Origin of the sequence: Solihabitans fulvus (assembly GCF_008386585.1) — a bacterium.
Classification (GTDB): Bacteria; Actinomycetota; Actinomycetes; order Mycobacteriales; family Pseudonocardiaceae; genus Solihabitans; species Solihabitans fulvus.
Genome location: NZ_VUOB01000061.1, coordinates 95674 through 115768 on the forward strand (window position 1 = coordinate 95674; position 20095 = coordinate 115768).

The window sequence follows — 20095 nt, forward strand, 5'->3', positions numbered from 1 at the left end:
CATGCCCCTGACTCAGGCGTCCCGACGCTTGAGCAGCACCGCGCCGACGACCAGCGCGACGACCGCGTAGCCGCAGAACACCGCGAAGCCCGCCCAGGGGCCCAGCATCGGCGCGGGCGCCGGGTGCGCCTCGAGCAGCTGCTGGCCCGCGTTGCTCGGCAGGTAAGGGTTGATCTTGTCGGCCCAGTCCGGCGGCAGCGCCTCGCCGAGCACCGGCAGCACCAGCAGCAGGCCGAACAGGGTGGCGATGCTGCCGGCGGTGCTGCGCACGATGAAGCCGATCCCGGTGCCGAGCAGGCCGACCACGGTCAGGTAGAACCCCGTGCCGAGCACCGCGCGCGTCACACCGGCGGCGCCGAGCGTCGTCTCGATGTGCTGCGAGCTGAGGATCTGCTGCCCCACCAGGAAGGCGACGACGGCCGCGACCGTGGTGACCAGGACGGTGATCACCGCGAACACCGCGGCCTTGCCGATCAGCACGGGCAGCCGCCTCGGTGCGGCGCTGACGCTGGACCGGATCATCCCGGTGCCGTACTCGCCGGTCACCACCAGCACGCCGAGCACGCCGACCACGAGCTGCGCGAGGAAGTAGCCCCGCAGGCTGACCGCGGTCGGGTCGAAACGGGCCTGCTGGGCGGGCTTCATCCGGGTCCAGTGGCTCGAGGTGACCGTGGACACCAGCACGCTGAGGCCGATCATCGCGACGACCATGCCGGCGATGGAGAAGTACGACGAGCGCAGCGACCAGAACTTGAGCCACTCCGAGCGCACCACCCTCGGCAGCGTCACCCGGACGTCGCTCGGCAGCGTCGACTTCCTGGCCGTCGGTGCGTCGTCGGTGAGCAGCGCCGCGCTCATGATGCCTTCCTCTCGGTGTCGTCGTGCACGCCGAACTCGACGGCGTCCTTGGTGAGATCCATGAACGCCTCTTCGAGGGAGGCGACCACCGGCGTCAGCTCGTCGAGGGCGATGGCGTTGTCGCGGGCGACCAGGCCGATCGCCGTGCTGCTCAGGCCGTGCACCTCCAGCACCCCCCGCTCGACGGCGGTGACGCTCACCTCGGGCCCGGCGAGCAGCTCGCGCAGCCGCGCGGAGTCCTCCGTGCGCACCCGCACGACCTTGCCGGACGCCTGCTCGGTGAACTCGGCCATCGGCGTGTTGGCGATCAGCCTGCCCTTGCCGATGATGATCAGGTGGTCGGCGGTCAGCGCCATCTCGCTCATCAGGTGCGAGGACACGAACACCGTGCGGCCCTCGGCGGCCAGCGAGCGCAGCAGGTGCCGGATCCACCGCACGCCCTCGGGGTCGAGGCCGTTGACGGGCTCGTCGAGCACCAGCGTCGCCGGGTCGCCGAGCAGCGCGACCGCGACGCCGAGCCGCTGCCCCATGCCCAGGGAGAAGCCGCCGACCCGCTTGCGCGCCACGTCGCCGAGGCCGACCAGGTCGATCACCTCGTCGACCCGGCTGCGCGGAATGCCGTGGGTCAGCGCCATCGCGCGGAGGTGGTTGTAGGCGGACCGCCCGGTGTGCACGGCGCGGGCCTCCAGCAGCGCGCCGACCTCGCGCAGCGGCGCGGTGTGCTCGGCGTAGTGCTTGCCGTTGACGCGGACGTCGCCGCCGGTTGGCGCGTCCAGTCCCATGATCATCCGCATGGTGGTGGACTTCCCGGCGCCGTTAGGTCCGAGGAACCCGGTCACGATGCCCGGTTTGACCGTGAACGTCAGGTCGTCGACGGCGACCCTGTCCCCGTAGCGCTTTGTTGCTCCGACTACCTCGATCATCCGATCCTCGTCTCGTGGTGGCGACGGGGAAAAGCTAGTGAGCGGGCGCGCGGGACGCGCCCCCACCAGTGCTGATCTTTGGCCGAGCGCGCGTACGACCTTTGGGCTACCGACTACGCCGGAAGTCGCACGGCCGACCGTGCGCGGACCCGCAGCGAACCGTGCGCGGCCGCCGGCATCGTGGGTCGGGTCAGCAGCAGAGATCCCTTGTGAAGGCGGAACAATGGCAGTGAACGACAACGCGGCGGCGGTGACCGTCATCGGCCTCGGCCCGATGGGTCAGGCGATGGTGCGCGCGTTGCTGGCGGCCGGTCACCGGACGACCGTGTGGAACCGGACCGCGAGCAGGGCCGACGAGCTGGTCGCCGAGGGCGCGGTCCGCGCGGCCACGGTCGCGGACGCGGTGGCGGCCAGCGAGCTGGTCGTGCTGAGCCTCACCGACTACCGGGCCATGTACGACATCCTCGGCGCGGCCGGCGACGCGCTGGTGGACCGGGTCGTGGTCAACCTCAGCTCCGACACGCCGAACGAGACCAGGGCGGCCGCGACCTGGCTGGCGCAGCGCGGCGCGGACCTGGTCGCCGGCGGCGTGATGGTGCCGGCGCCGCTGGTGGGCACCGACGCGGCGTACGTGTTCTACAGCGGCCCTCGGGCGGCCTTCGAGGCCAACCGAGAGACGCTGGCGGTCATCGGGCGGCCCGAGTACCGGGGCGAGGACCACGCGCTGGCGCAGCTGTACTACCAGGCCCAGCTCGACATCTTCCTGACGTCGCTGTCCGCGTACCTGCACGCCGTCGCGCTGGTCGGCTCGGCAGGCGTGTCGGCGGAGGAGTTCGCGCCCTACGCGGTCGACAACCTGAACAGCCTGTCGATGTACGTCGCGCAGGCGGCGAAGAACATCGACAGCGGGCAGCATCCCGGTGACCTGGCCAACGCCGCGATGATGGGCGCCACCGCCGACCACATCCTCGGCGCGAGCCGGGCCGCCGGCATCGACCTCGAGCTGCCCGGCACGGTCAAGGCGCACTACGACCGCGCGATCGCGGCCGGGCACGGCGCCGACAGCTGGACGAGCCTGTTTGAGGTGATCAGGAAGCCCTCGGCGTGACCGGGTGCTTCGCCCGCAGGACGCTGCTTCCGGGGCCACAGCGAACGAATCCGGTGGGCTGACTCAACCGTTCCCGGCGCCATCGCGTCCTACACTCATCGCTTCCATACCGATACCCGCCGTGACACCAGCTCGTTGGCAACGCTTCGACGAGCTGGTGTCCGACCGGTCGCAGGCGCTGCTGCGATCGGCCTGTCTCCCGCGAGGCACCGGTGGCCGCCGCGGTGGGCTGCTCGGTCGGCACGGTGTCGCGCAGCCTCGCCCAACTGCGCAGGCCGACGGCCGCAGCCAGTCAGGAGGGTCCATCATGAGCGACCGCAACGAGTTACGCGCGGAGTTCGACACCATGGCCGCCGATCCGCCGCCGACGCCGGACCGCGCGGACGTGGTGCGGCAACGGATCGCGCGAGTCCGCGGCCGGTGGTTGGCCGCGGGTGCCGCCGGGGCGGTGTGCGCGCTGGCGCTCGGCGTGGTGGTGGCCACGCAGCTGCGCGGCTCGGGCGGCGAGACCAATCACTCGGCGGCCGTCGGCGGCGACTGCGCGTCGGTCGGCGCCACGCTCCTGTCGACCATGCGGTCGCTGACGACCCACGACGGGCAGTGGTCCGCCATAGCGCCGGTGTATCCCGGGTCCCTGCCGCACTTGTCGGCGGGCTCGGCCTCCGTCGGAAGGCCATCCTATCCGTCTTACGCCACGGACTCGCCGCCGTCGACGCACCCGACCCTTCTGACTGCGACCGCGCCGCCCCTGCTCCCGCCCAGTCGCGCCGACGCCGCGCGGACCACCCGCCCGCCCTATCCCACTACGGCCGACAGCTGCGCGAAGCCTCGGCAGTCGGTCTCCGGCGCGTCCGTCCGGTGCTGCTGACCGCTACGGCGACCTTCGTCGCCTAGCTGACGTGCCCAACGGTCAGGCTCGCAGGCCGGGATCGCGGGGCGGTTCGATCGGCGAGATGCTGATCGAGGCGACCCGCCATCCGCTGTCCCGCTCGGTCAGCACGTAGACGGCACGGGACCGCCGGTTGGGCTCCACCCGCAGTTCGTGCGCGACGGCGACACCGTTGGCGGCGATGCGCACCGACTCGGTGGTGTGCTCGGCGGTGAAGATCTCCGGAAAGCCCTTGGCCACCATCCATTCCAGCTGCTCGGCGAAGGCGGCCTTACCGGCCAGCCACTTGCCGCCTCGGTTCACCACGTCCACGTCCTCGTCGAGGTGGGCGAGGTAGCCGGGGATGTCCCGTCGCTGCCACGCGGCGAGCAGGTCGGCCAGCACCGCGCGGATCTCGGTCGTCGGCTCGCTCAACACTGCCTGGGTCGTCGTTGTCTGGGTCATCGCTTCCTCCAAATTGTGTGACTGAAGCATTTATATGCGATGCGCATATAAGTGTCAAGGGCACTTTGTTAGGATTAGGCAATGGATGGCAGCGAGACCGACGAGGACCCACGGCGAACCCTGGCCGCGGTCGAGCGCTCGATGATCCAGCTCCGCCGCAACATGGCCAGGAGGACGCTGGGCAGGCAGGTTGCGCGCGAGTCCGGCCAGGCCGTCGACCTCTCGCTGGCCGGCGTCGTCGACGCGATCGACGAGGGCCCGGAACGCGAGGGCCAGGAGATCACCGTCGGGCTCGTGGCCGACCGGATGGGCGTCGACCCGTCCAGGGCCAGCCGGCTGGTCGCCGCCGCCATCGAGGCCGGCTACGCCAGGCGGGTGGCCTCGCAGGTCGACGGCAGGCGGATCCAGCTCGAACTGACTCCGGCCGGTCACGACATGGTGACCGCGAGCCACCGGCACCGGCAGGATCTCTACGAGCGGCTGATGCGCGGCTGGTCGGAGCAGGATCGCGGCACGTTTGCCCTGCTGCTCAACCGTTTCACCGACGCGATGGCCGAGTTTCGTCGTGAGCAGCGATAGCCACCCCCGTCCGCACGCAACGTCGCGGGGTGTTAGAACGTCTATCAGTGGTGTGTGCCGTGCGATCTCCTGCCGGCATGGGACATCAGGGACACAACGTCCACGTGGTCGCGGTACGCGGGTGGGGAGCGAAGAGGTAGACATGCTTGGCGTCAACAAGTCGAGGCGCGGAGCGCGCCGAGGAACCATCACCATCGCCGGGCTGATCGTGGTGTCGCTCGGCCTTGCCGCCTGCTCCTCGGGCAACTCGCCGTCGACCAACGGCCAGTCCGGCGCGAACAGCCCCGCGGCCGCCGCCGCGGCCAAGGTGAGCATCACTCCGGCAGGCGGGGACCAGGCCAACCCCAAGACGCCGATCGTGGTCACCGCGAGCGACGGCACGCTCAGCGCGGTCACCGTCACCAACGCCGCCAAGGGCACCCAGGTCGCCGGCGCGCTCTCCGCCGACAAGCTCACCTGGACCAGCAGCGAGCCGCTCGGCTACGGCGCGAGCTACCAGGTGGTCGCCAGCGCGGTGAACAAGGACGGCAAGACCACCGAGCAGAAGTCCACGCTGCAAACCGTCACCCCGACGACGCAGGCCTATCCGGCGATGATTCCCGCGCCGCCAGGGCAGGGCGCGACCTTCGGCGTCGGCCAGATCTTCGGGATCTCCTTCGACCAGGACATCACCGACAAGGCCGCGGCGGAGAAGGCGGTCACCGTCACCACGACGCCGCCGCAACCCGGCGCGTGGTACTGGCTGGACAAGAAGACCGCGCACTACCGGGCGCAGACCTACTGGCAGGCCGGCACCGTCCTCAAGATGGACGTCAACGTCTACGGCGTGAACCTCGGCAACGGCGTCTACGGCAAGACCGACCGCACGGCCACCTACACCATCCACGACTCGTGGATCGCCAAGGCCGACGGCAACACCGACCAGATGCAGATCCTGCACAACGGCCAGCCCGTCAAGTCGATGCCGGTCAGCCTCGGCAAGGACTCGACGCCGACCCACGTCGGCCCGCACGTCATCTCGGACAAGAACCAGGAGATCGTCATGGACTCCTGCACCTACGGCGTGTGCAAGGGCGACCCCAACTACTACAAGGCGACCGAGCACTGGGCCGAGCGGATCTCCAACGACGGCGAGTTCGTGCACGAGAACCCGAACAGCGTCGGCGCGCAGGGCAACACCAACGTCTCGCACGGGTGCATCAACCTCAACACCGAGAACGCCACCTGGTTCTTCAACAACTTCAATCTCGGCGACGTGGTCGAGGTGACCAACGTGTCCGGCCCGAAGCTGCCGATCTACGACACCTACGGCGACTGGGAGCTGGACTGGGCCGAATGGCAGCAGGGCGGCGCCAGGTAGCCGTTCTCCCGGTTCTCATGCGGTGGCCGGTTTTCCCGGTGGCCGCTGTTCACGCGGTGGCCTCGGAATCCACTTGGCGCGGCAGCTCGGCGATGAGCTGCCGCGCCGTGGTTTCCGGTAGCGCACAACCGATCTCGTCGGCGACGGCGCGCGACCGTTCGTAGCAGGCGAGCGCCGCCTCGGCGTCGCCCATGGCCAGGTGCGCGGCGCCGAGGTCGAGCAGGATCTCGCACTCGCCGCGCCGGTCGCCGAGGCTGCGGATGGCCTCGAGTGCCTGGCGCGCGTAGCCGAGGGCCGCTTCGTGGTTGCCGAGTTCTCGGTGCAGCATGCTGAGATAGCCCAGGACGCGCGGCTCCGCCCATTTGTTGCTGATCGCGCGGGTCAACTCCAGGGTCCGTTCGGCGTGACCGACCGCCTCGGTGTAGCGGCCGGAGTGCTCACTGACGAGCGTGAGCGCCTGGAGGACCGCGAGTTCGCCTCGGTGATCCCCGACCTCGCGCAGCGCCACCAGCGTGGCCCCGCTCGTCGCCGAGTCGAGCAGGTGCAGTACGCGACGCGCCCAGTCGACGGCGTCGGCGTTCCGAGCCAGGTGCCGGTAGATATAGCTGAAGTCGCTCAGTGCCAACGCCTCGGCCCGCGTGTCGCCGTGCTCGCGATACGTCGCCAGCGCCAGCCTGGTGAAGTTGTCGACGTCGTCGTCCCGACCGGTGTCGTAGCTGACGTGCGCCAGGTCCGCGAGCAGCGACGCGACCTTGCTGGTGTCGCCGAGTTCCCGCCTGATGGCGAGGGCCGTCTCGAAGCACTCGCGCGCCTTGGCGTGGCGACCCAGTTGGGCGTGCACCACCCCGAGGTTGTGCACCGCGGCGGCCTCGCCGGTGCGGGTGCCGGCCCGGCGCATCAGCACCAGTCCGCGTTCGAAATGGTCGAGTGCCCCGGCGTAGTCGCCGAGGATGTTCGCGACGGTGCCCAGGTTGCCGTGCACGGAGGCCTCGCCGCGCAGGTTGCCCGTGTCGCGCATGAGGATCAGCGCCCGGCGCAGGTGCTCCAGTGCCTCCTCGTACCGGCCTGCCTGCCAGTATGCGGTGCCGAGGCTCTTGCGCGCCTCCGCGTGGGCATCGGGATCCGACAGGTGTCGGGTCGCGGCGACGGCGAGTCGGCTGGTGGCAATCCTTTCCTTGGTGTGGCCCCGGATCGAGAAGAAGTGCTGGATGGCGTGCGGCAGTCGCCAGGCGTGCGTCTGCCAACCGTGGTCGGCCGCGTACACGGCGGCAGCGGTGAGGTTGGCATGTTCGGCCTCGTACCAGGCGAGCGCCGAGCCGGTCGTCCGCACATCCGGCACGTGTGCGGGAGGGTGGTCGAGGTCGAGGGGTAGTCGGGGATATCCGACTGTGAGCGGCTCGATCGCGACGCTCGCGGTGTGCAGGTAGTAGTCGAGCACGCGGCCGACGGCTTCGTGTTGCCGCGCCTGGGTTTCCTCACGGCGGGCCGTGGCGTTGGCGTGGTGGCCGAGCAGGTCGTGGAAGCGGTAGCGGCCCGGCTCGGCCTGCTGGAGCAGGTGCGCGTCCACCAGGTCCTCCAACAGGAGTTCGGCCTGCCGCGGGCTGGTTTCGGTCAGGACGGCGGCGAGGTGGCTGTCCCAGTCGGGTCCCGGATGCAGGCCGAGCAGCCGGAACATGCGTTGCCGCGGCGCGTCGAGGTGTTGGTAGGACAGGGCGAACGCCCCGGCCACGCTGCGGTCGCCCGCCGTCAGTTCGGCGAGCCGCTCCTCGCTGTCGGCGAGCCGGTTCGCCAGCCCGCGCACGGTCCAGGCCGGCCGGGTGCGCAGCCGAGCTCCCGCGATCCGGATCGCCAGCGGCAGGTGTCCGCACAGCTGCACCACCTCCCCGGCGGCGTCGGGCTCGGCCGCGATCCGGTCGGCTCCGGCGATCCCGCTCAACAGCGCGAGCGCGTCGTCCTCGTCGAGCGCGTCGAGCGAGACGCCGCGCGCCGTGTCCAGGTCGAGCAGCCTGCGCCGGCTGGTCACCAGGACGAGACAACCGGCCGACCCCGGCAGCAGCGGCCGGACCTGCGCCGCGGTCGCGGCGTTGTCGAGCACCACCAACGCTCGCCTGCCGGCAAGTTCGGCCCGCCAACGCGCGGCCCTGCGCTCGCCGGGAGCGGGGATGTCGGCCTCGGCGACGCCGAGCGAGACCAGCAGGGTGTGCAGGGCGTCGTCCGGCGCGGTTGGCCGCACGCCCGAGGAGTGGCCGTGCAGGTCGATGAACAGCTGGGCGTCGGGATAGCGGGGCGCGAGGCGGTGGGCGACGCGCACGGCCAGGCTGGTCTTGCCGACCCCGGCCATGCCGTCGATCGCGACGACCGACACGGTGTCGGCCGCCGCCTGCTCGTCCAGCAGCAGCCGCAACTCGGTGTCGCGGCCGGTGAAGTCGGCGACCTCGCCAGGCAGTTCGTTGCGCCCCTTGACGTTCGGGTCGGTGCCGGCCGGGGCCGACTCGACCGGCGCCGTGTCGACCGTCGCGCGGCCGGGCGACGGCGCGCCGCCCGGTGTCGCGGCTGGGTCAGCCAGCAGCGTGGGATCGCCGAGGAGAACGCGGTGGTGCAGCCGCCGAAGCTCCTCGCCGGGGTCGAGGCCGAGCTCCTCGGCGAGGGTGTCGCCGAGCGTTCGGTAGGCGTGCAGGGCGTCGGCGCGTCGGTCGGCGCGGTACAGCGCCAGCATCAGGCGTGCCCACAGTCGTTCCCGCAGCGGGTGCAGCGCGGTGAGGGTGCGCAGTTCGGCGATGAGGTGATCGTGCCGGCCCAGTCGCAGGTCGAGGTCGATGCGGCGTTCCACGGCGGCGAGCCGCTGCTCGACCAGCACGGGCACGACGTCGCGATGCAGCGAGTCGTTGCGCACGTCCGCCAGCGGCTCCCCGCGCCACAGCCCGATCGCCTCGCGGAGCGTGTCCGCCGCCGCGCCGATGCCGCCGTCGCGCTCCGCCCGCGTCGCCCGGTCGAGCAGCGACCGGAAGCGGCCGAGGTCGACCTCGTCGGCGGCGACGTCCAGGAGATAGCCGCGCGACCTGGTGCGGACGAACTCGCGCCCGTGCGCACCCCTGGCCAGGTCCGCGCGCAGCCGTCGCACGGTCGTCTGCACGGCGTTCACCGCGCCCGCGCCGGCCTCCGCACCCCACAACCGGTCGACCAGCTCGTCCATCGACACCGGCTCACCGGCCCGCAGCGCCAGCGTGGCCAGCAGCGCCCTGCGCTTGCCGGCGGCGATCGGCACGATCCTGCCGTCCAGCAGCACTTCCAGCGGACCCAACAGCCCGAACATCGAACCCTTGACGGAACGCTCCTCCCCGAGAACCGCCACGGGCACCCCCGATTCCCCCCCCGTGGGCGTCGGCCGTGCCGACGCGCGTCGATGGTGACAGTCGCCGTGCGGCACCGTCGAACCGATTCGGTGACCGCAGTGCCAACCGAGTGTCAACACCGATCCCCAGTGTTGTCCTGCCGGGACCGGGCGGATGCCGGGTTCGCGCACGGCGAATCGCAGGGGGAAACCGATGACAACAGGTGGCTTGCGGACCCGACGAGACCGGACGGCCCAGGCGGTGGCCGTCCTGATCGTGCTGGCCGCGTTGGCGGCGCTCGTGGTCATCGCGGCGCTGGATCCGCCGCTGACGGCCGACCAGGTCGCCCCGCCGGCCGGAACGAGCCGGCCGGCGACGCCTTAGCCCTTAAGTTCGGGCGCGGACGTTCCGGACGCCTCGGACCAGCAGGAACAGCCCGCCGACCACCACGAGCGAGCCGATCGCCGTCCACAGCCGTTGTCCGGTCATGAAGCTGCCGGCCAGGTAGCCGAGCCCCTGGAACACCCACACCGCGCCGAGCAGCACCAGCACCGCGCCGATCACGACCAGACCCCAACGCCTCATGGCCACCTCCGTCTTCCGGAGCGATACTCCTCCAGGACGGCGCGATCGAACAGTCCGGGGTGGAGGAACGCGTGGGCGAGTCCGAGGTGACGCCGGTCGAGGCGCGGCGAATGCTCGCGGTCGCGGTCGAGGAGGCCAGGGCGGGCCTCGCCGAGGGCGGCATCCCGATCGGCGCGGCCCTGTTCGGGCGCGACGGCACGCTGCTCGGCCGGGGACACAACCGCAGGGTGCAGGACGGCGACGCGTCCACGCACGCCGAGACGGCGGCCTTCCGCGACGCGGGCAGGCGGCCGGGCTACCGGGACACGATCATGGTCACCACGCTGTCGCCGTGCTGGTACTGCGCCGGCCTCGTCCGCCAGTTCGGCATCCCGTCGGTGGTGATCGGCGAGGCGCGCACCTTCTCCGGCGGACACGACTGGCTGGCCGAGCACGGCGTCGCCATCACCATCGTCGACGACGCCGAATGCGCCGAGCTGATGACCGCGTTCGTCGCGGCGCGTCCTGAGCTGTGGTCGGAAGACATCGGGTCGGAGTGACTGTTGACCGCGTTCATCGCGGCGCGTCCCGAGCTGTGGTCGGAAGACATCGGGTCGGAGTGACCGTCGACGGTCGCTGTCCGCAACCCCGGTAGCCCCCGATGGCTGCTTGACACCCCTCGCCGCCGGCGATTTGCTGTGGTGCGAAACAAATTTCACACCCGGTCCCTGCCGGAGGGTTTCGATGGCAACGACGCCTCGGTTACTGCTCGCCACCCTGTCCGCGGCAGCCCTCGGCGGCGGCCTCCTGACCGGCGCGGCCGAGGCCGCCGCGCCACCGGGGACGCCGAGCGCGTCCTGTCCGTGGGTCGGCTCGACCGCGCCGGTCGAGCAACGCGTCAACCAGGTTCTCGCGCTGATGAGCATCGGCGAGGAGATCACCATGGTGCACGGAGCCGGCGGCCCCTACGTCGGGAACGTGCCGGCGAACACCCGGCTCTGCATCCCGGCCATGAACCTGGAGGACGGCCCCGGCGGCGTCGCCGACGGCCTGACCGGCGTCACCCAGTTGCCCGCCTCGGTGTCGGCCGCCGCCACCTGGGACACCGCGCTCACCCGCCAGTACGGCGACGTGATCGGCGCGGAGGAAGCCGGCAAGGGCGCCAACGTCAACCTCGGCCCGACGGTCAACATCGTCCGGGATCCGCGCTGGGGCAGGGCGTTCGAGTCGATGGGTGAGGACCCCTACCTCGCGGGCCAACAGGGTTCCGCCTACATCCAGGGCGTGCAGGGGCAGGGCGTGCTGGCCCAGGTCAAGCACCTCGCGGTGTACAACCAGGAGACCAACCGCAACACCCCGGCCGACAACGCGATCGTCGACGAGCGCGCCATGCAGGAGATCTACCTGCCACAGTTCCAGGCCGCGGTCACCCAGGGCGGCGCGTCGTCGGTGATGTGCTCCTACAGCAGCGTCAACGGCCCGTACGCGTGCGAGAGCCCCTACCTCCAGAACACCGTGCTGAAGGGCCAGTTCGGCTTCACCGGCTTCGTCACCTCCGACTGGGGCGCAACGCATTCGACGGTGAACTCGGCCAACAACGGCCTGGACCAACAGATGCCCGACGCAGGCTACTTCGGCGCGCCGCTCCAGGCAGCCGTCCAGGGCGGGCAGGTCCCGCGCGCCAGGCTCGACGACATGGTCCGGCGGATCCTGCGACAGCTGTTCCGCTTCGGCCTGTTCGACCGCGCGCCGTCCGGCTCGACCGGCGCCGTGGTGACCTCGCCGCAGCACGCGGCGCTGGCCAGGCAGGTCGCCGAGCAGGGCACCGTGTTGCTCAAGAACGCCGGTGGCGCGCTTCCCCTTGACACCACGAAACTCCACTCCGTCGCCGTGATCGGCGACGACGCCGGCAGCCACGCGCAGAGCAGCGGCGGCGGCAGCGCGAGCGTCACCGCGCCCTACGTGGTCACGCCGTTGCAGGGCATCCGCGACCGCGCCGGCAGCGGCGTCAACGTCCAGTACGCCCAGGGCGTCAGCAACAACGGCCTGCCCGCCGTCCCCACCAATGCGCTGCGCCCCGCCACGGGCGGCGGCAGCGGCCTGACCGGGCAGTACTTCGGCAACATGACGATGTCCGGCTCCCCGGTGCTGACCAAGACCGACGCGACGGTCGACTTCGACTTCCACGGCGGCTCGCCGGGCCAGGGCCTCGGCGGCACCGGCTGGTCGGCGAAGTGGACCGGCACCGTCACGCCGCCGGTCAGCGGCAGCTACACCTTCTCGCTCAACAGCGACGACGGCAGCCGGCTTCTGGTTGGGGGACAACGGATCATCGACAACTGGGGCGACCACGCGCCCCTGACCGTCACCGGCACGGTCACCCTCACCGCGAACCAGCCGGTGCCCATCGAGGTCGACTACTACCAGAACGGTGGCGGCAGCAATGTCACGCTCGGCTGGCAGCCGCCCGGCTCCTCGCCGATCGGCGCCGCGGCCGACCTGGCCCGCAACTCCGATGTGGCGGTCGTGTTCGCCAGCGACACCGAGTCGGAGGGCGGCGACCTGACCGGCATCGACCTGCCTGGGCAGCAGAACCAGCTCATCGCCGCCGTGGCGGCCGCGAACCCGCACACGATCGTCGTGCTGAACACCGGTTCCGCCGTGACGATGCCGTGGGTCGACCAGGTCGCCGGGGTCGCGGAGGCGTGGTACCCGGGCCAGGAGGACGGCAACGCCATCGCGTCGGTGCTCTTCGGCGACGTCAACCCGTCCGGCAAGCTCCCGGTGACCTTCCCGAAGAGCCTCGCCGACGTGCCGGCGAACACCGCGGCCCAGTGGCCCGGTGTCAACGGCCAGGTCCAGTACTCCGAGGGCCTCGGCGTCGGCTACCGCTGGTACGACACGAAGAACATCGCCCCGCTGTTCCCCTTCGGGCATGGCCTGTCCTACACCAGTTTTGCCTTCGGCGGCCTCCAGATCTCCGCGCCGGGGGCGGACGGCTCGGCCACGGTGTCCGCGACCGTCACGAACACCGGGCAGCGCGCGGGCGCTGACGTGGTGCAGCTCTACGTCGGGCACCCCGGCGGCACCGGCGAGCCGCCCAAGCAGCTGCGGCACTTCCAGCGCGTCGACCTCGCGCCGGGACAGAGCCAGGTCGCGCAGTTCACGGTGACCGCGCAGGACCTGGCCTACTGGAACGTGGCGACGCACGGCTGGGTCACGCCGTCGGGCACCTACCGGATCATGCTCGGCGACTCCTCGGCGAACCTGCCGCTCGCCGGCGACCTCCCGGTCACCGGCGGCGGCCCGATCCCGGGAACCGGCCCGATCGTCGGCATCGCCGGCCTGTGCGTCGACGTCGCGAACGCGAGCACCGCCAACGGAACCAGCGTCCAGACCTACACCTGCAACGGCAGTGCGGCGCAGACCTGGACCGTCGGCGCGGACGGCACCCTGCGGGCGCTGGGCAAGTGCATGGACGTCAACGGAGGCGGCGTGCTCAACGGCACCAAGGTGCAGCTCTACGACTGCAACGGGACCGGGGCACAGGTGTGGCAGCCGCAACCGAACGGCGCGCTGCGCAACCCCCAGTCCGGGCGCTGCCTCGACGTGCCGGCCGCGAACACCACGCCAGGCAGCCAACTCCAGCTCTACGACTGCAACGGCACCAACGCCCAGACCTGGCGGCTGCCCTAGAACTCCAAACACAATGGCGTTCGACTGGGCGTCGCTTTGTCGAACAGTCATTGAGCCTTTCTCGGTAACGTGCGGTGGCTGTGTGTGATCTTCAGATGGTGCAGTCGCGAGCATTGCTCAGGACTTGTGGATCGGTTCCGGAGGAACGCGGAGGCGTACCTTCCCGAATGATCCTGTGATGGTTACCGAGTAGGCCCGCGTTCGCAGCGCGGGTCGGGAAGGTACACCCGTGCTCAGCGGAGTCACCGACGACGGTTCCACCCAGTCCGGCTCCTTGATCGACGAGATCGTTCGGGAGGGCGCCCGCCGCATGAACGCCCACGACATCGTGCAGGAGCCGGACGAGCACGCCCGCTTCGCGGCCTACCTCGATCAGCTGCAGCAGGTCGCTAAAGCGGACGAGGTCGACTTGATCAGCCACGTCCTCAGTGATCCGGACCAGACGATGGCTCAGTCCGCCGTGTTGCGGCACCTGGACCGCCGAGCCGCTGACCTCCATCTCGACCCTGCCTACGCCAAGTGGTCCAAGGCTATGGCGCAGGCCGTGATCGGCCATTCCTTCCTCACTCGACGCCTGCATGAGTGGTCGCTCTTCCGCGCCATCACGCTCACCCTGTCCTGGCGCCCTGACGACCTGCTCGCAGCGTCGGACTGGCTCCAACTCAAGGCCGCCGTCGAGTCGAGCACCGCCGCCATCGAGATCCTCGCCGAAGACGGCCGCACCAAGCGGATCCGCAACACTGCCACGGTCAGCCTCAAGCGCCAGAGTCAGCGCTGAACTCAGCTCACCCGCAACTCACCGTCGCCAACCGTTACGGAGAGGCTCAGTGCGCCGCGTCCAGTTTGGCGCGCTGCTCCCCGGTCAGCTCCAGGTCCACGGCCGCCAGACTCTCCTCCAGCTGCGCCACCGAGGACGCGCCGACCAGGGGGATGACCGGTATCTCGCCGCCGATGAGCCAGGACAGCACCACCTGGTTGAGGGTCGCCCCGGTTTCGTCGGCCACCTGGTGCAGCGCCGCGAGGCGGGCGGGCGTGCCCGCGTGGTCGAAGCCGGCGTCCAGGGGCTTGTCCTGGCGTACGTAGGCGCCGCCCAGCAGCGGGGAGTAGGCGACCAGCGCGAGGCCGGGCTCGGCCCGCACATAGCTGAGCAGGTCACCAGAGACCGTGCCGATCTCCCCGTCCGGGGAGCGCCTGCTGGGCAGGTCGCCCCGCCGCCGCAGGTAGCTGTGGTGGTACTGGAGGACCTCGTAGCCGGGCAGGCCGGCGGCGGCAGCCAGGTTCCTGGCCCGCTCCACACTCCACGCCCAGTGGTTGCTGGCGCCCAGCAGGCCGACCGTGCCGTCTGCGACTAGTGCGCCGAACGCCTCAACGATCTCCTGCCACGGCGCGTCCGGGAACCCGATGTGCGCATACAACAGGTCCAGCCTCTCCACGCCGAGGCGCTCGCGGCTGGCGGCCGAGGCCTCCCGGATCACCTTGGCGTTCACCCCCTCAACGCCGTCGGAGGGGATCAGCCTGCTGGTGGAGCCGGTCGGCTCGGTGGTGACGGTCGGCCGGCCGCCGAGCTTGGTGGCGATGGTGATCTCCTCGCCGACGCCGCGGCTGCGCCGCCAGCGGCCGAGCAGCGCCTCGCTTTCCCCGCCCTGGCTGCCGGTGTTCCAGTACGCGTAGTTGTTCGCGGTGTCGATGAACGTGCCGCCCGCCTCGACATACCGATCGAGAATCGCGAACGACGTCTCCTCGTCGATGGTCGTGCCGAACAACATCGCGCCGAGACTGAGCACGCTCACCTCGCGCCGCGTCGCCGGGTCAGCGCCGATAGTGCGGTATTTCACCAAGTTGCCTCTCAGTTAGCCCAGCGTCTTCATGTTGATGATCATCACGTAGGCGTACCGCGGTGGCGTAGAAGATTCTTGTTCATATCCACTCACCCGGGCTGGCCGGTCTCAGCATCACCCGGATCGCGCTGGGTACCTGTCCTGTGTGCTGTCGGAACACGCGGGTCAGGTGGGCCTGGTCGGCGAAGCCGTAGGTGGTGGCCAGCGTCCGCAGCGAGGAGTGTCCGTCGGCGAGGTCTTCGGCCACGGCGCGGACCCGTAGCTGGTTGCGGTAGTGGTTGAGGGTCTGCCCGGTGACCTGGTGGAACACCCTGCTGAGGTGGAAGGGGGAGCAGCCCACCTGACGGCCGAGTTCCTCCAGGCTCACCGTCAGCGGCCCGTCGATCAACACCGCCCGCGCGTGGTCGACCAGCCTGCGGTGCGCCTGGACAGTGGCCGCGCGCCGCCCGGTCCGTGCCGGAGTGTGCGGGGCGGGGACCGTGGTGAGCAGGTGATGCACCCGCTCGGCGACCTCGAAGCGGTCAATCCCCGCCCGGCAGGCGGAGACCAGCCGCCGATGGGCCAGGTCGAGCGCGGCGGTAACCGGTACGACAGGATTCTGGGCCGATGGCAGGAGGTCGCCGTAGACGTCCTGGCCGAGATCGAGCATCGTGCTGATGTCGCGGGTGTGGGCCGGGTGGGCGAAGGCCACCTCATCGCCCTGGCGGAGCACAAATCCCGTCACCGGGTCGGTGAATTCCTCACGGCCGTTGACCCGCGCCAAGAACCCGCCGGAGCGGACCAACAGCATCCGCGTGACCCTGGCCTCGGGCCCGGAAACCAAGACCGGCGGGCGAAACGACCGCCGATCGTCACAACAGGTGATCTCGACAATGTCGAGGGACGAATCCTCCGCCAGAGGACGTCTGATTCCCCGCCCGTCACCCAGCGTCTCCCGACACATCGCGGCCACCCGCCCGAGACCCTCGATCACCTCAGCGCCACCCACAGATCTACACGGCAAGGACCCACTCAGCCGTATTCCCTCGCAGTACCACCGCCGACGCCGTCACCGCCAGAGACCGGATCCTGTTTCAGGGCAGCATGTTCGAGGTCATCGGAAGCTGCTGGCGACCGCCACCGCCGCGGTGCTGGCCTCAAGTGGATCTACTTCCGGTGAGCTCGTGACCTCCGTCGCCGTCGCGCTCGCCGGACGAGTGCCACCGTGGGACCCACGACGATCGCGACGATGGTGCTGCGGATCACGATGCCGACGACATCGAGCTCTGTGCTGTACTTTCGTGGTTCGCAGGCGCAGGACTGGTTCGGATCACGGGAGTCGTAGACGATCCTGATCCGATTCCCGACGCTGAGTTCGCGCGCTAGCGGGTTAGGCGGGTCCGCCGACCCGACCCGTGCGTAGGTCTGCCCGGCGGCGTGGAACTCGTAGTGGACAGTGTTGCGATTCTCCGGCTCTGTCTCGGTCACCACTGCCTCGCTGTGGATTCCGTGTTCGTAGAGCGCCTGTTCAGCTACCGCGCTTGGATGAGACGTCATGTGGAGGTCGACCAGGGCCGCCGTGACCAGGACCCAGGCCGCCACGAACGCCACCACTAGATCGCGGGCAAAGTCACCGCGCTGACGGACAGAACCGGTAGTCACGGCCGTGAGCCTACGTCCGACTTGCCGGCCAATCTGCGCCAATGGCGCGTAAATGCCTGGGACATCACGTCGTTCCTTCTCGTGCCCGCAACGCGCAGTAACGGCACGGGCTCGCCACACGGCAACGTCGGCCCCGACCAGTACACGAATCGACCCGACCCGAAATATGGGGATCCGGCCCCCATGCCCCGCGACACCCCTGATGGCAGTTTCGGCTGTGCAAACGACACTGGGGGAGACCGCATGAGGAGAATCGTCGCGCGCAGGACCGGACCGGTGAAGCTGGCCAGCGCCAGCACGCTGTACTACGCCTGGTGTCCGTGACGGCCCGGCACGGCTGGCTCGTCGGCGCGCGCCGCGCCGACCGGGCCGGCGCCGCCACCGGGATCGACGGGAACCACCTCGGGGTCGACTGCCACCGCAGGCTGCGCGGCCCGTACAGCGGCGCCGGCGCGCTCGTCCGCGCGCTGGTGCCGCTGGCGCGCGACAACTCGCCTCGGCTCGTCCGCGACCACCTCGTCGAGATCCTGTCCGTCGCGCCGGAACTGCGCGAAACCCTCGGCGCGCCACCGGAAACGCTGACGTCGCTGGCGATTCCCGAGGAACGGATCAGGTTCTACTCGCCGCTGCGCACCCGCAGGCTGGCACACGGGCTGGTGGAGTTCGTCGCGGGCTGCGCCGAACTCCGGCCGCTGACCCTGTTCTTCGACAACGCGCACGCCGCCGACCCCACCGACCAGGAGTTCCTGGCCATCCTGGTGCGCCGCGCGTCGCCGGGCACGCGCGTGCTGGTCGGCACGGCGACCACCGACCTGCCCGACTCGTTCGCCGCCGCGCTGCGCGAGCACACCGCAACAATCGCGGTCCGGCCGGCACCGGCCACACACGCCGACGATGCGGACCTCGTGCGCCGCCACGTCGACTCCGACGGCACCACCGACGATCCGGCGGAGATCGCGGCCTATGCGTGCGCGGACGCTGCGCTTCGCGCGGCGTTGCACGACCGGCGGGCCGCCGAACTCGAATCCCTCGGCGACTGGCCCGCGCGGCTCGGCGCCGTGCCCTACCACCGAGAACGCGGCACCGACCCGGCCGGCGCCGGCGTCGCCGCGTGGACCGTCGCGTTCGACTGGTGTCTGTCGATGGGCTACTACCACGCGGTCCTCGACGGCGCCCTGCGCTGCCGCGACCTCCTTGACCCGGACACCCAGCCCCAGCAGTATCTTCGGGCGTCGACGCGGGCGGGCACCGCGCTGGCCGTGCTCGGCCGCCCCGACGAGGCCGAGCGCATCTACCGCGACCTCCGCGCCCGCCACGACGATCCCATGACGCGCCTGCTCACCGGCTACGCGCTGGCCATGCTGCACACCCGTTTCCATCCTCGGCGGGACCACGTCCTGGCCAGGGCGCACATCGAGGACGCCATCGCGGCTGGCGCGCTGGCCGGCGACCCGGCGGCCAGGACGTTCCACACGGTGTTCTGCCGCAACGGTCTCGCCCTCATCGAGGCCAACCTCGGCAACCTGACCGAGGCGTTGGCGCTGGTCGACGACGGGCTGGCGAGCCTGGATCGGGAACTCGGACCGGACCGGCACCGGTTGCACCGCTCGGTGCTGCTGCACAACCGAGCCCAGGTGCACGCCGCCCTCGGCGACCTCGACGCGGCGCTCGCCGACCTGACCGCCGTGCTCGAGGCCGATCCGCACTACCCGGAGTACCACGTCGACCGAGCGGCGATCCTGCGTCGCAGGGGCGAGCACGCGGCCGCGCTGGCCGACTACGACCGGGCCGTCGAGTTGACCCCGCCGATCGCCGAGCTGCACTACAACCGCGCGGACCTGCACGCCGAACTGGGCAACACGGCCGAGGCCGTCGCCGACCTCGCCTACGTGCTGGAGCTCGAGCCCGCCGACCTACTCGCTCGCGTCGCCCTGGCCACGCTCCTGTTGGAGTCCGGGGACGAGGCGGCCGCGCGTCGCCACGTTGACGAGGGCCTCGCCCGGCATCCCGGCGACCCGGACCTGTTGGCCACCAAGGGGTTGTTGATCGAGGATGCCGCCGACGCCCGCGCCGCGTTCGAGCAGGCGCTCGCCGCGGACCCTGGATCCGTGGTCGCGCTGGCGGGCCGGGCGGCCCTGCACCACGAGGCCGGCGACCACCTGGCCGCCGTCGCCGACCTGACCGTGGCGTTGGCACACGCGCCCGATGACCCCGACCTGCTGCACAACCGGGGGATCGCCCTCCGGGCCGCCGGGCGCCGCGCGGCGGCCGTGGGCCAGCCGCGTTCCTGCCTGGTCTAGCGCGGGGCTAGGCCAGGCAGGGAGTGTCTGGCGCGGTGCTAGGCGCGCAGGGAGTACAGCAGCCGCGCGGCGAGACCGAGACCGAGCAGCACGAGGGCGGTCGCGACGCCGACCAGCGCGCCGATGCCGACCAGGGCCAGGGCGAACAGCGGCAGCAGCACGGCCTGCGACCAGCTCGGGGTGATCACGTCGGGCAGCGGCGCGCAGGGCAGGCCGGGCGCGCATTCCTCCTGGTAGGAGCGCGAGGTGGAGGCGGTGCGCAGCAGGCCGCCTGGCTGGCTCGGCCACTGGGTGGGGCGGTAGGGGAGCGGGTCGAAGGCGCTGTCCGCCGTGGTCGTGCGCGGGACGCGCCCGAGCACGGTGCCGGCAGGTGGGTAGGGGGCCACTGAAATCCCTTCACGACTGTGTGTGCCACGGGTCGGGTTCGGTGATGACGCCCAGCTCGGCCCGCCGAGAATGGTGAAGGCAACATCCTGGACCAGCCGCCGTCCCTCGCATGGCCGATTCCTTCCACAGGTCGGCGGACGGACTCACTTTTACGACGAACGGTCGATCAAGTTCGT

Annotated in this window: 18 protein-coding genes; 9 read left to right on the forward strand and 9 right to left on the reverse strand. The window is 70.8% G+C overall.

What is annotated here, in order from left to right:
* Window positions 1–12: 12 nt before the first annotated feature.
* Window positions 13–858 carry an ABC transporter permease subunit gene (locus tag F0L68_RS30300; protein ID WP_149853271.1) on the reverse strand — a complete coding sequence of 282 codons (846 nt, stop codon included), beginning with the start codon at window positions 856–858 and terminating at the stop codon, window positions 13–15.
* The gene (locus F0L68_RS30305) at window positions 855–1781 is read right to left on the reverse strand and encodes an ABC transporter ATP-binding protein (RefSeq protein WP_149853272.1); all 927 of its coding nucleotides are present in this window, start codon (window positions 1779–1781) and stop codon (window positions 855–857) included. Before F0L68_RS30305 ends, F0L68_RS30300 begins: the two co-directional genes overlap by 4 nt.
* A gap of 223 nt (window positions 1782–2004) precedes the next feature.
* On the opposite strand from F0L68_RS30305, the gene F0L68_RS30310 reads away from it, so the two are divergent.
* Together F0L68_RS30310 and F0L68_RS30315 are read left to right on the forward strand one after the other, a co-directional pair.
* Window positions 2005–2889 carry an NAD(P)-dependent oxidoreductase gene (locus F0L68_RS30310; RefSeq protein ID WP_149853273.1) on the forward strand — a complete coding sequence of 295 codons (885 nt, stop codon included), beginning with the start codon at window positions 2005–2007 and terminating at the stop codon, window positions 2887–2889.
* A gap of 307 nt (window positions 2890–3196) precedes the next feature.
* Complete coding sequence (locus tag F0L68_RS30315; RefSeq protein ID WP_149853274.1) at window positions 3197–3757, forward strand: hypothetical protein; 561 nt, start codon at window positions 3197–3199, stop codon at window positions 3755–3757.
* Between the two features lie 42 nt (window positions 3758–3799).
* Here F0L68_RS30315 and F0L68_RS30320 read toward each other — a convergent pair whose 3' ends face one another.
* The gene (locus F0L68_RS30320) at window positions 3800–4222 is read right to left on the reverse strand and encodes a YybH family protein (protein WP_188316912.1); all 423 of its coding nucleotides are present in this window, start codon (window positions 4220–4222) and stop codon (window positions 3800–3802) included.
* An 81-nt stretch (window positions 4223–4303) separates the two neighbouring features.
* On the opposite strand from F0L68_RS30320, the gene F0L68_RS30325 reads away from it, so the two are divergent.
* Window positions 4304–4801 carry a MarR family winged helix-turn-helix transcriptional regulator gene (locus F0L68_RS30325; RefSeq protein WP_149853276.1) on the forward strand — a complete coding sequence of 166 codons (498 nt, stop codon included), beginning with the start codon at window positions 4304–4306 and terminating at the stop codon, window positions 4799–4801.
* Window positions 4802–4943: 142 nt separating this feature from the next.
* Window positions 4944–6161, forward strand: coding sequence for a L,D-transpeptidase (locus F0L68_RS30330; RefSeq protein ID WP_149853277.1), 1218 nt, complete (start codon window positions 4944–4946; stop codon window positions 6159–6161).
* Between the two features lie 49 nt (window positions 6162–6210).
* On the opposite strand, the gene F0L68_RS30335 is transcribed toward F0L68_RS30330, so the two are convergent.
* Entirely contained in the window at window positions 6211–9519 is a 3309-nt protein-coding gene (locus tag F0L68_RS30335) for an AfsR/SARP family transcriptional regulator (RefSeq protein ID WP_188316913.1), read from the reverse strand.
* 202 nt (window positions 9520–9721) lie between these two features.
* On the opposite strand from F0L68_RS30335, the gene F0L68_RS42745 reads away from it, so the two are divergent.
* Window positions 9722–9877 (forward strand): hypothetical protein, encoded by a 156-nt coding sequence (locus tag F0L68_RS42745; RefSeq protein WP_188316914.1) that lies wholly within the window; start codon window positions 9722–9724, stop codon window positions 9875–9877.
* Window positions 9878–9880: 3 nt separating this feature from the next.
* Here the strand turns inward: F0L68_RS42745 and F0L68_RS30340 are convergent, their stop codons facing one another.
* Entirely contained in the window at window positions 9881–10078 is a 198-nt protein-coding gene (locus F0L68_RS30340) for a hypothetical protein (protein WP_149853279.1), read from the reverse strand.
* Window positions 10079–10188: 110 nt separating this feature from the next.
* On the opposite strand from F0L68_RS30340, the gene F0L68_RS30345 reads away from it, so the two are divergent.
* The 3 genes from F0L68_RS30345 (at window position 10189) to F0L68_RS43785 (ending at window position 14531) form a co-directional block, all read left to right on the forward strand.
* Window positions 10189–10617: a nucleoside deaminase gene (locus F0L68_RS30345; protein WP_149853323.1), complete on the forward strand. Its 429-nt coding sequence runs from the start codon at window positions 10189–10191 to the stop codon at window positions 10615–10617.
* Between the two features lie 184 nt (window positions 10618–10801).
* A complete protein-coding gene (locus F0L68_RS30350) occupies window positions 10802–13753 on the forward strand; it encodes a glycoside hydrolase family 3 C-terminal domain-containing protein (RefSeq protein WP_149853280.1) in 2952 nt (983 codons plus the stop codon).
* Window positions 13754–13982: 229 nt separating this feature from the next.
* On the forward strand, window positions 13983–14531 hold the full coding sequence (locus tag F0L68_RS43785; RefSeq protein WP_149853281.1) for a hypothetical protein: 549 nt from the start codon (window positions 13983–13985) through the stop codon (window positions 14529–14531).
* Between the two features lie 46 nt (window positions 14532–14577).
* Here F0L68_RS43785 and F0L68_RS30360 read toward each other — a convergent pair whose 3' ends face one another.
* From F0L68_RS30360 to F0L68_RS30370, 3 genes are all read right to left on the reverse strand, one after another.
* Complete coding sequence (locus F0L68_RS30360; protein WP_149853282.1) at window positions 14578–15588, reverse strand: aldo/keto reductase; 1011 nt, start codon at window positions 15586–15588, stop codon at window positions 14578–14580.
* A gap of 82 nt (window positions 15589–15670) precedes the next feature.
* On the reverse strand, window positions 15671–16381 hold the full coding sequence (locus F0L68_RS30365; RefSeq protein WP_188316915.1) for a helix-turn-helix transcriptional regulator: 711 nt from the start codon (window positions 16379–16381) through the stop codon (window positions 15671–15673).
* 356 nt (window positions 16382–16737) lie between these two features.
* Window positions 16738–17232 (reverse strand): DUF3592 domain-containing protein, encoded by a 495-nt coding sequence (locus tag F0L68_RS30370; RefSeq protein ID WP_149853284.1) that lies wholly within the window; start codon window positions 17230–17232, stop codon window positions 16738–16740.
* 314 nt (window positions 17233–17546) lie between these two features.
* Here F0L68_RS30370 and F0L68_RS30375 point away from each other — a divergent pair, with 314 nt between their 5' ends.
* Window positions 17547–19532: a tetratricopeptide repeat protein gene (locus F0L68_RS30375; protein ID WP_149853285.1), complete on the forward strand. Its 1986-nt coding sequence runs from the start codon at window positions 17547–17549 to the stop codon at window positions 19530–19532.
* A 38-nt stretch (window positions 19533–19570) separates the two neighbouring features.
* Here the strand turns inward: F0L68_RS30375 and F0L68_RS30380 are convergent, their stop codons facing one another.
* Window positions 19571–19918 carry a hypothetical protein gene (locus F0L68_RS30380; RefSeq protein ID WP_149853286.1) on the reverse strand — a complete coding sequence of 116 codons (348 nt, stop codon included), beginning with the start codon at window positions 19916–19918 and terminating at the stop codon, window positions 19571–19573.
* Window positions 19919–20095 lie beyond the last annotated feature (177 nt).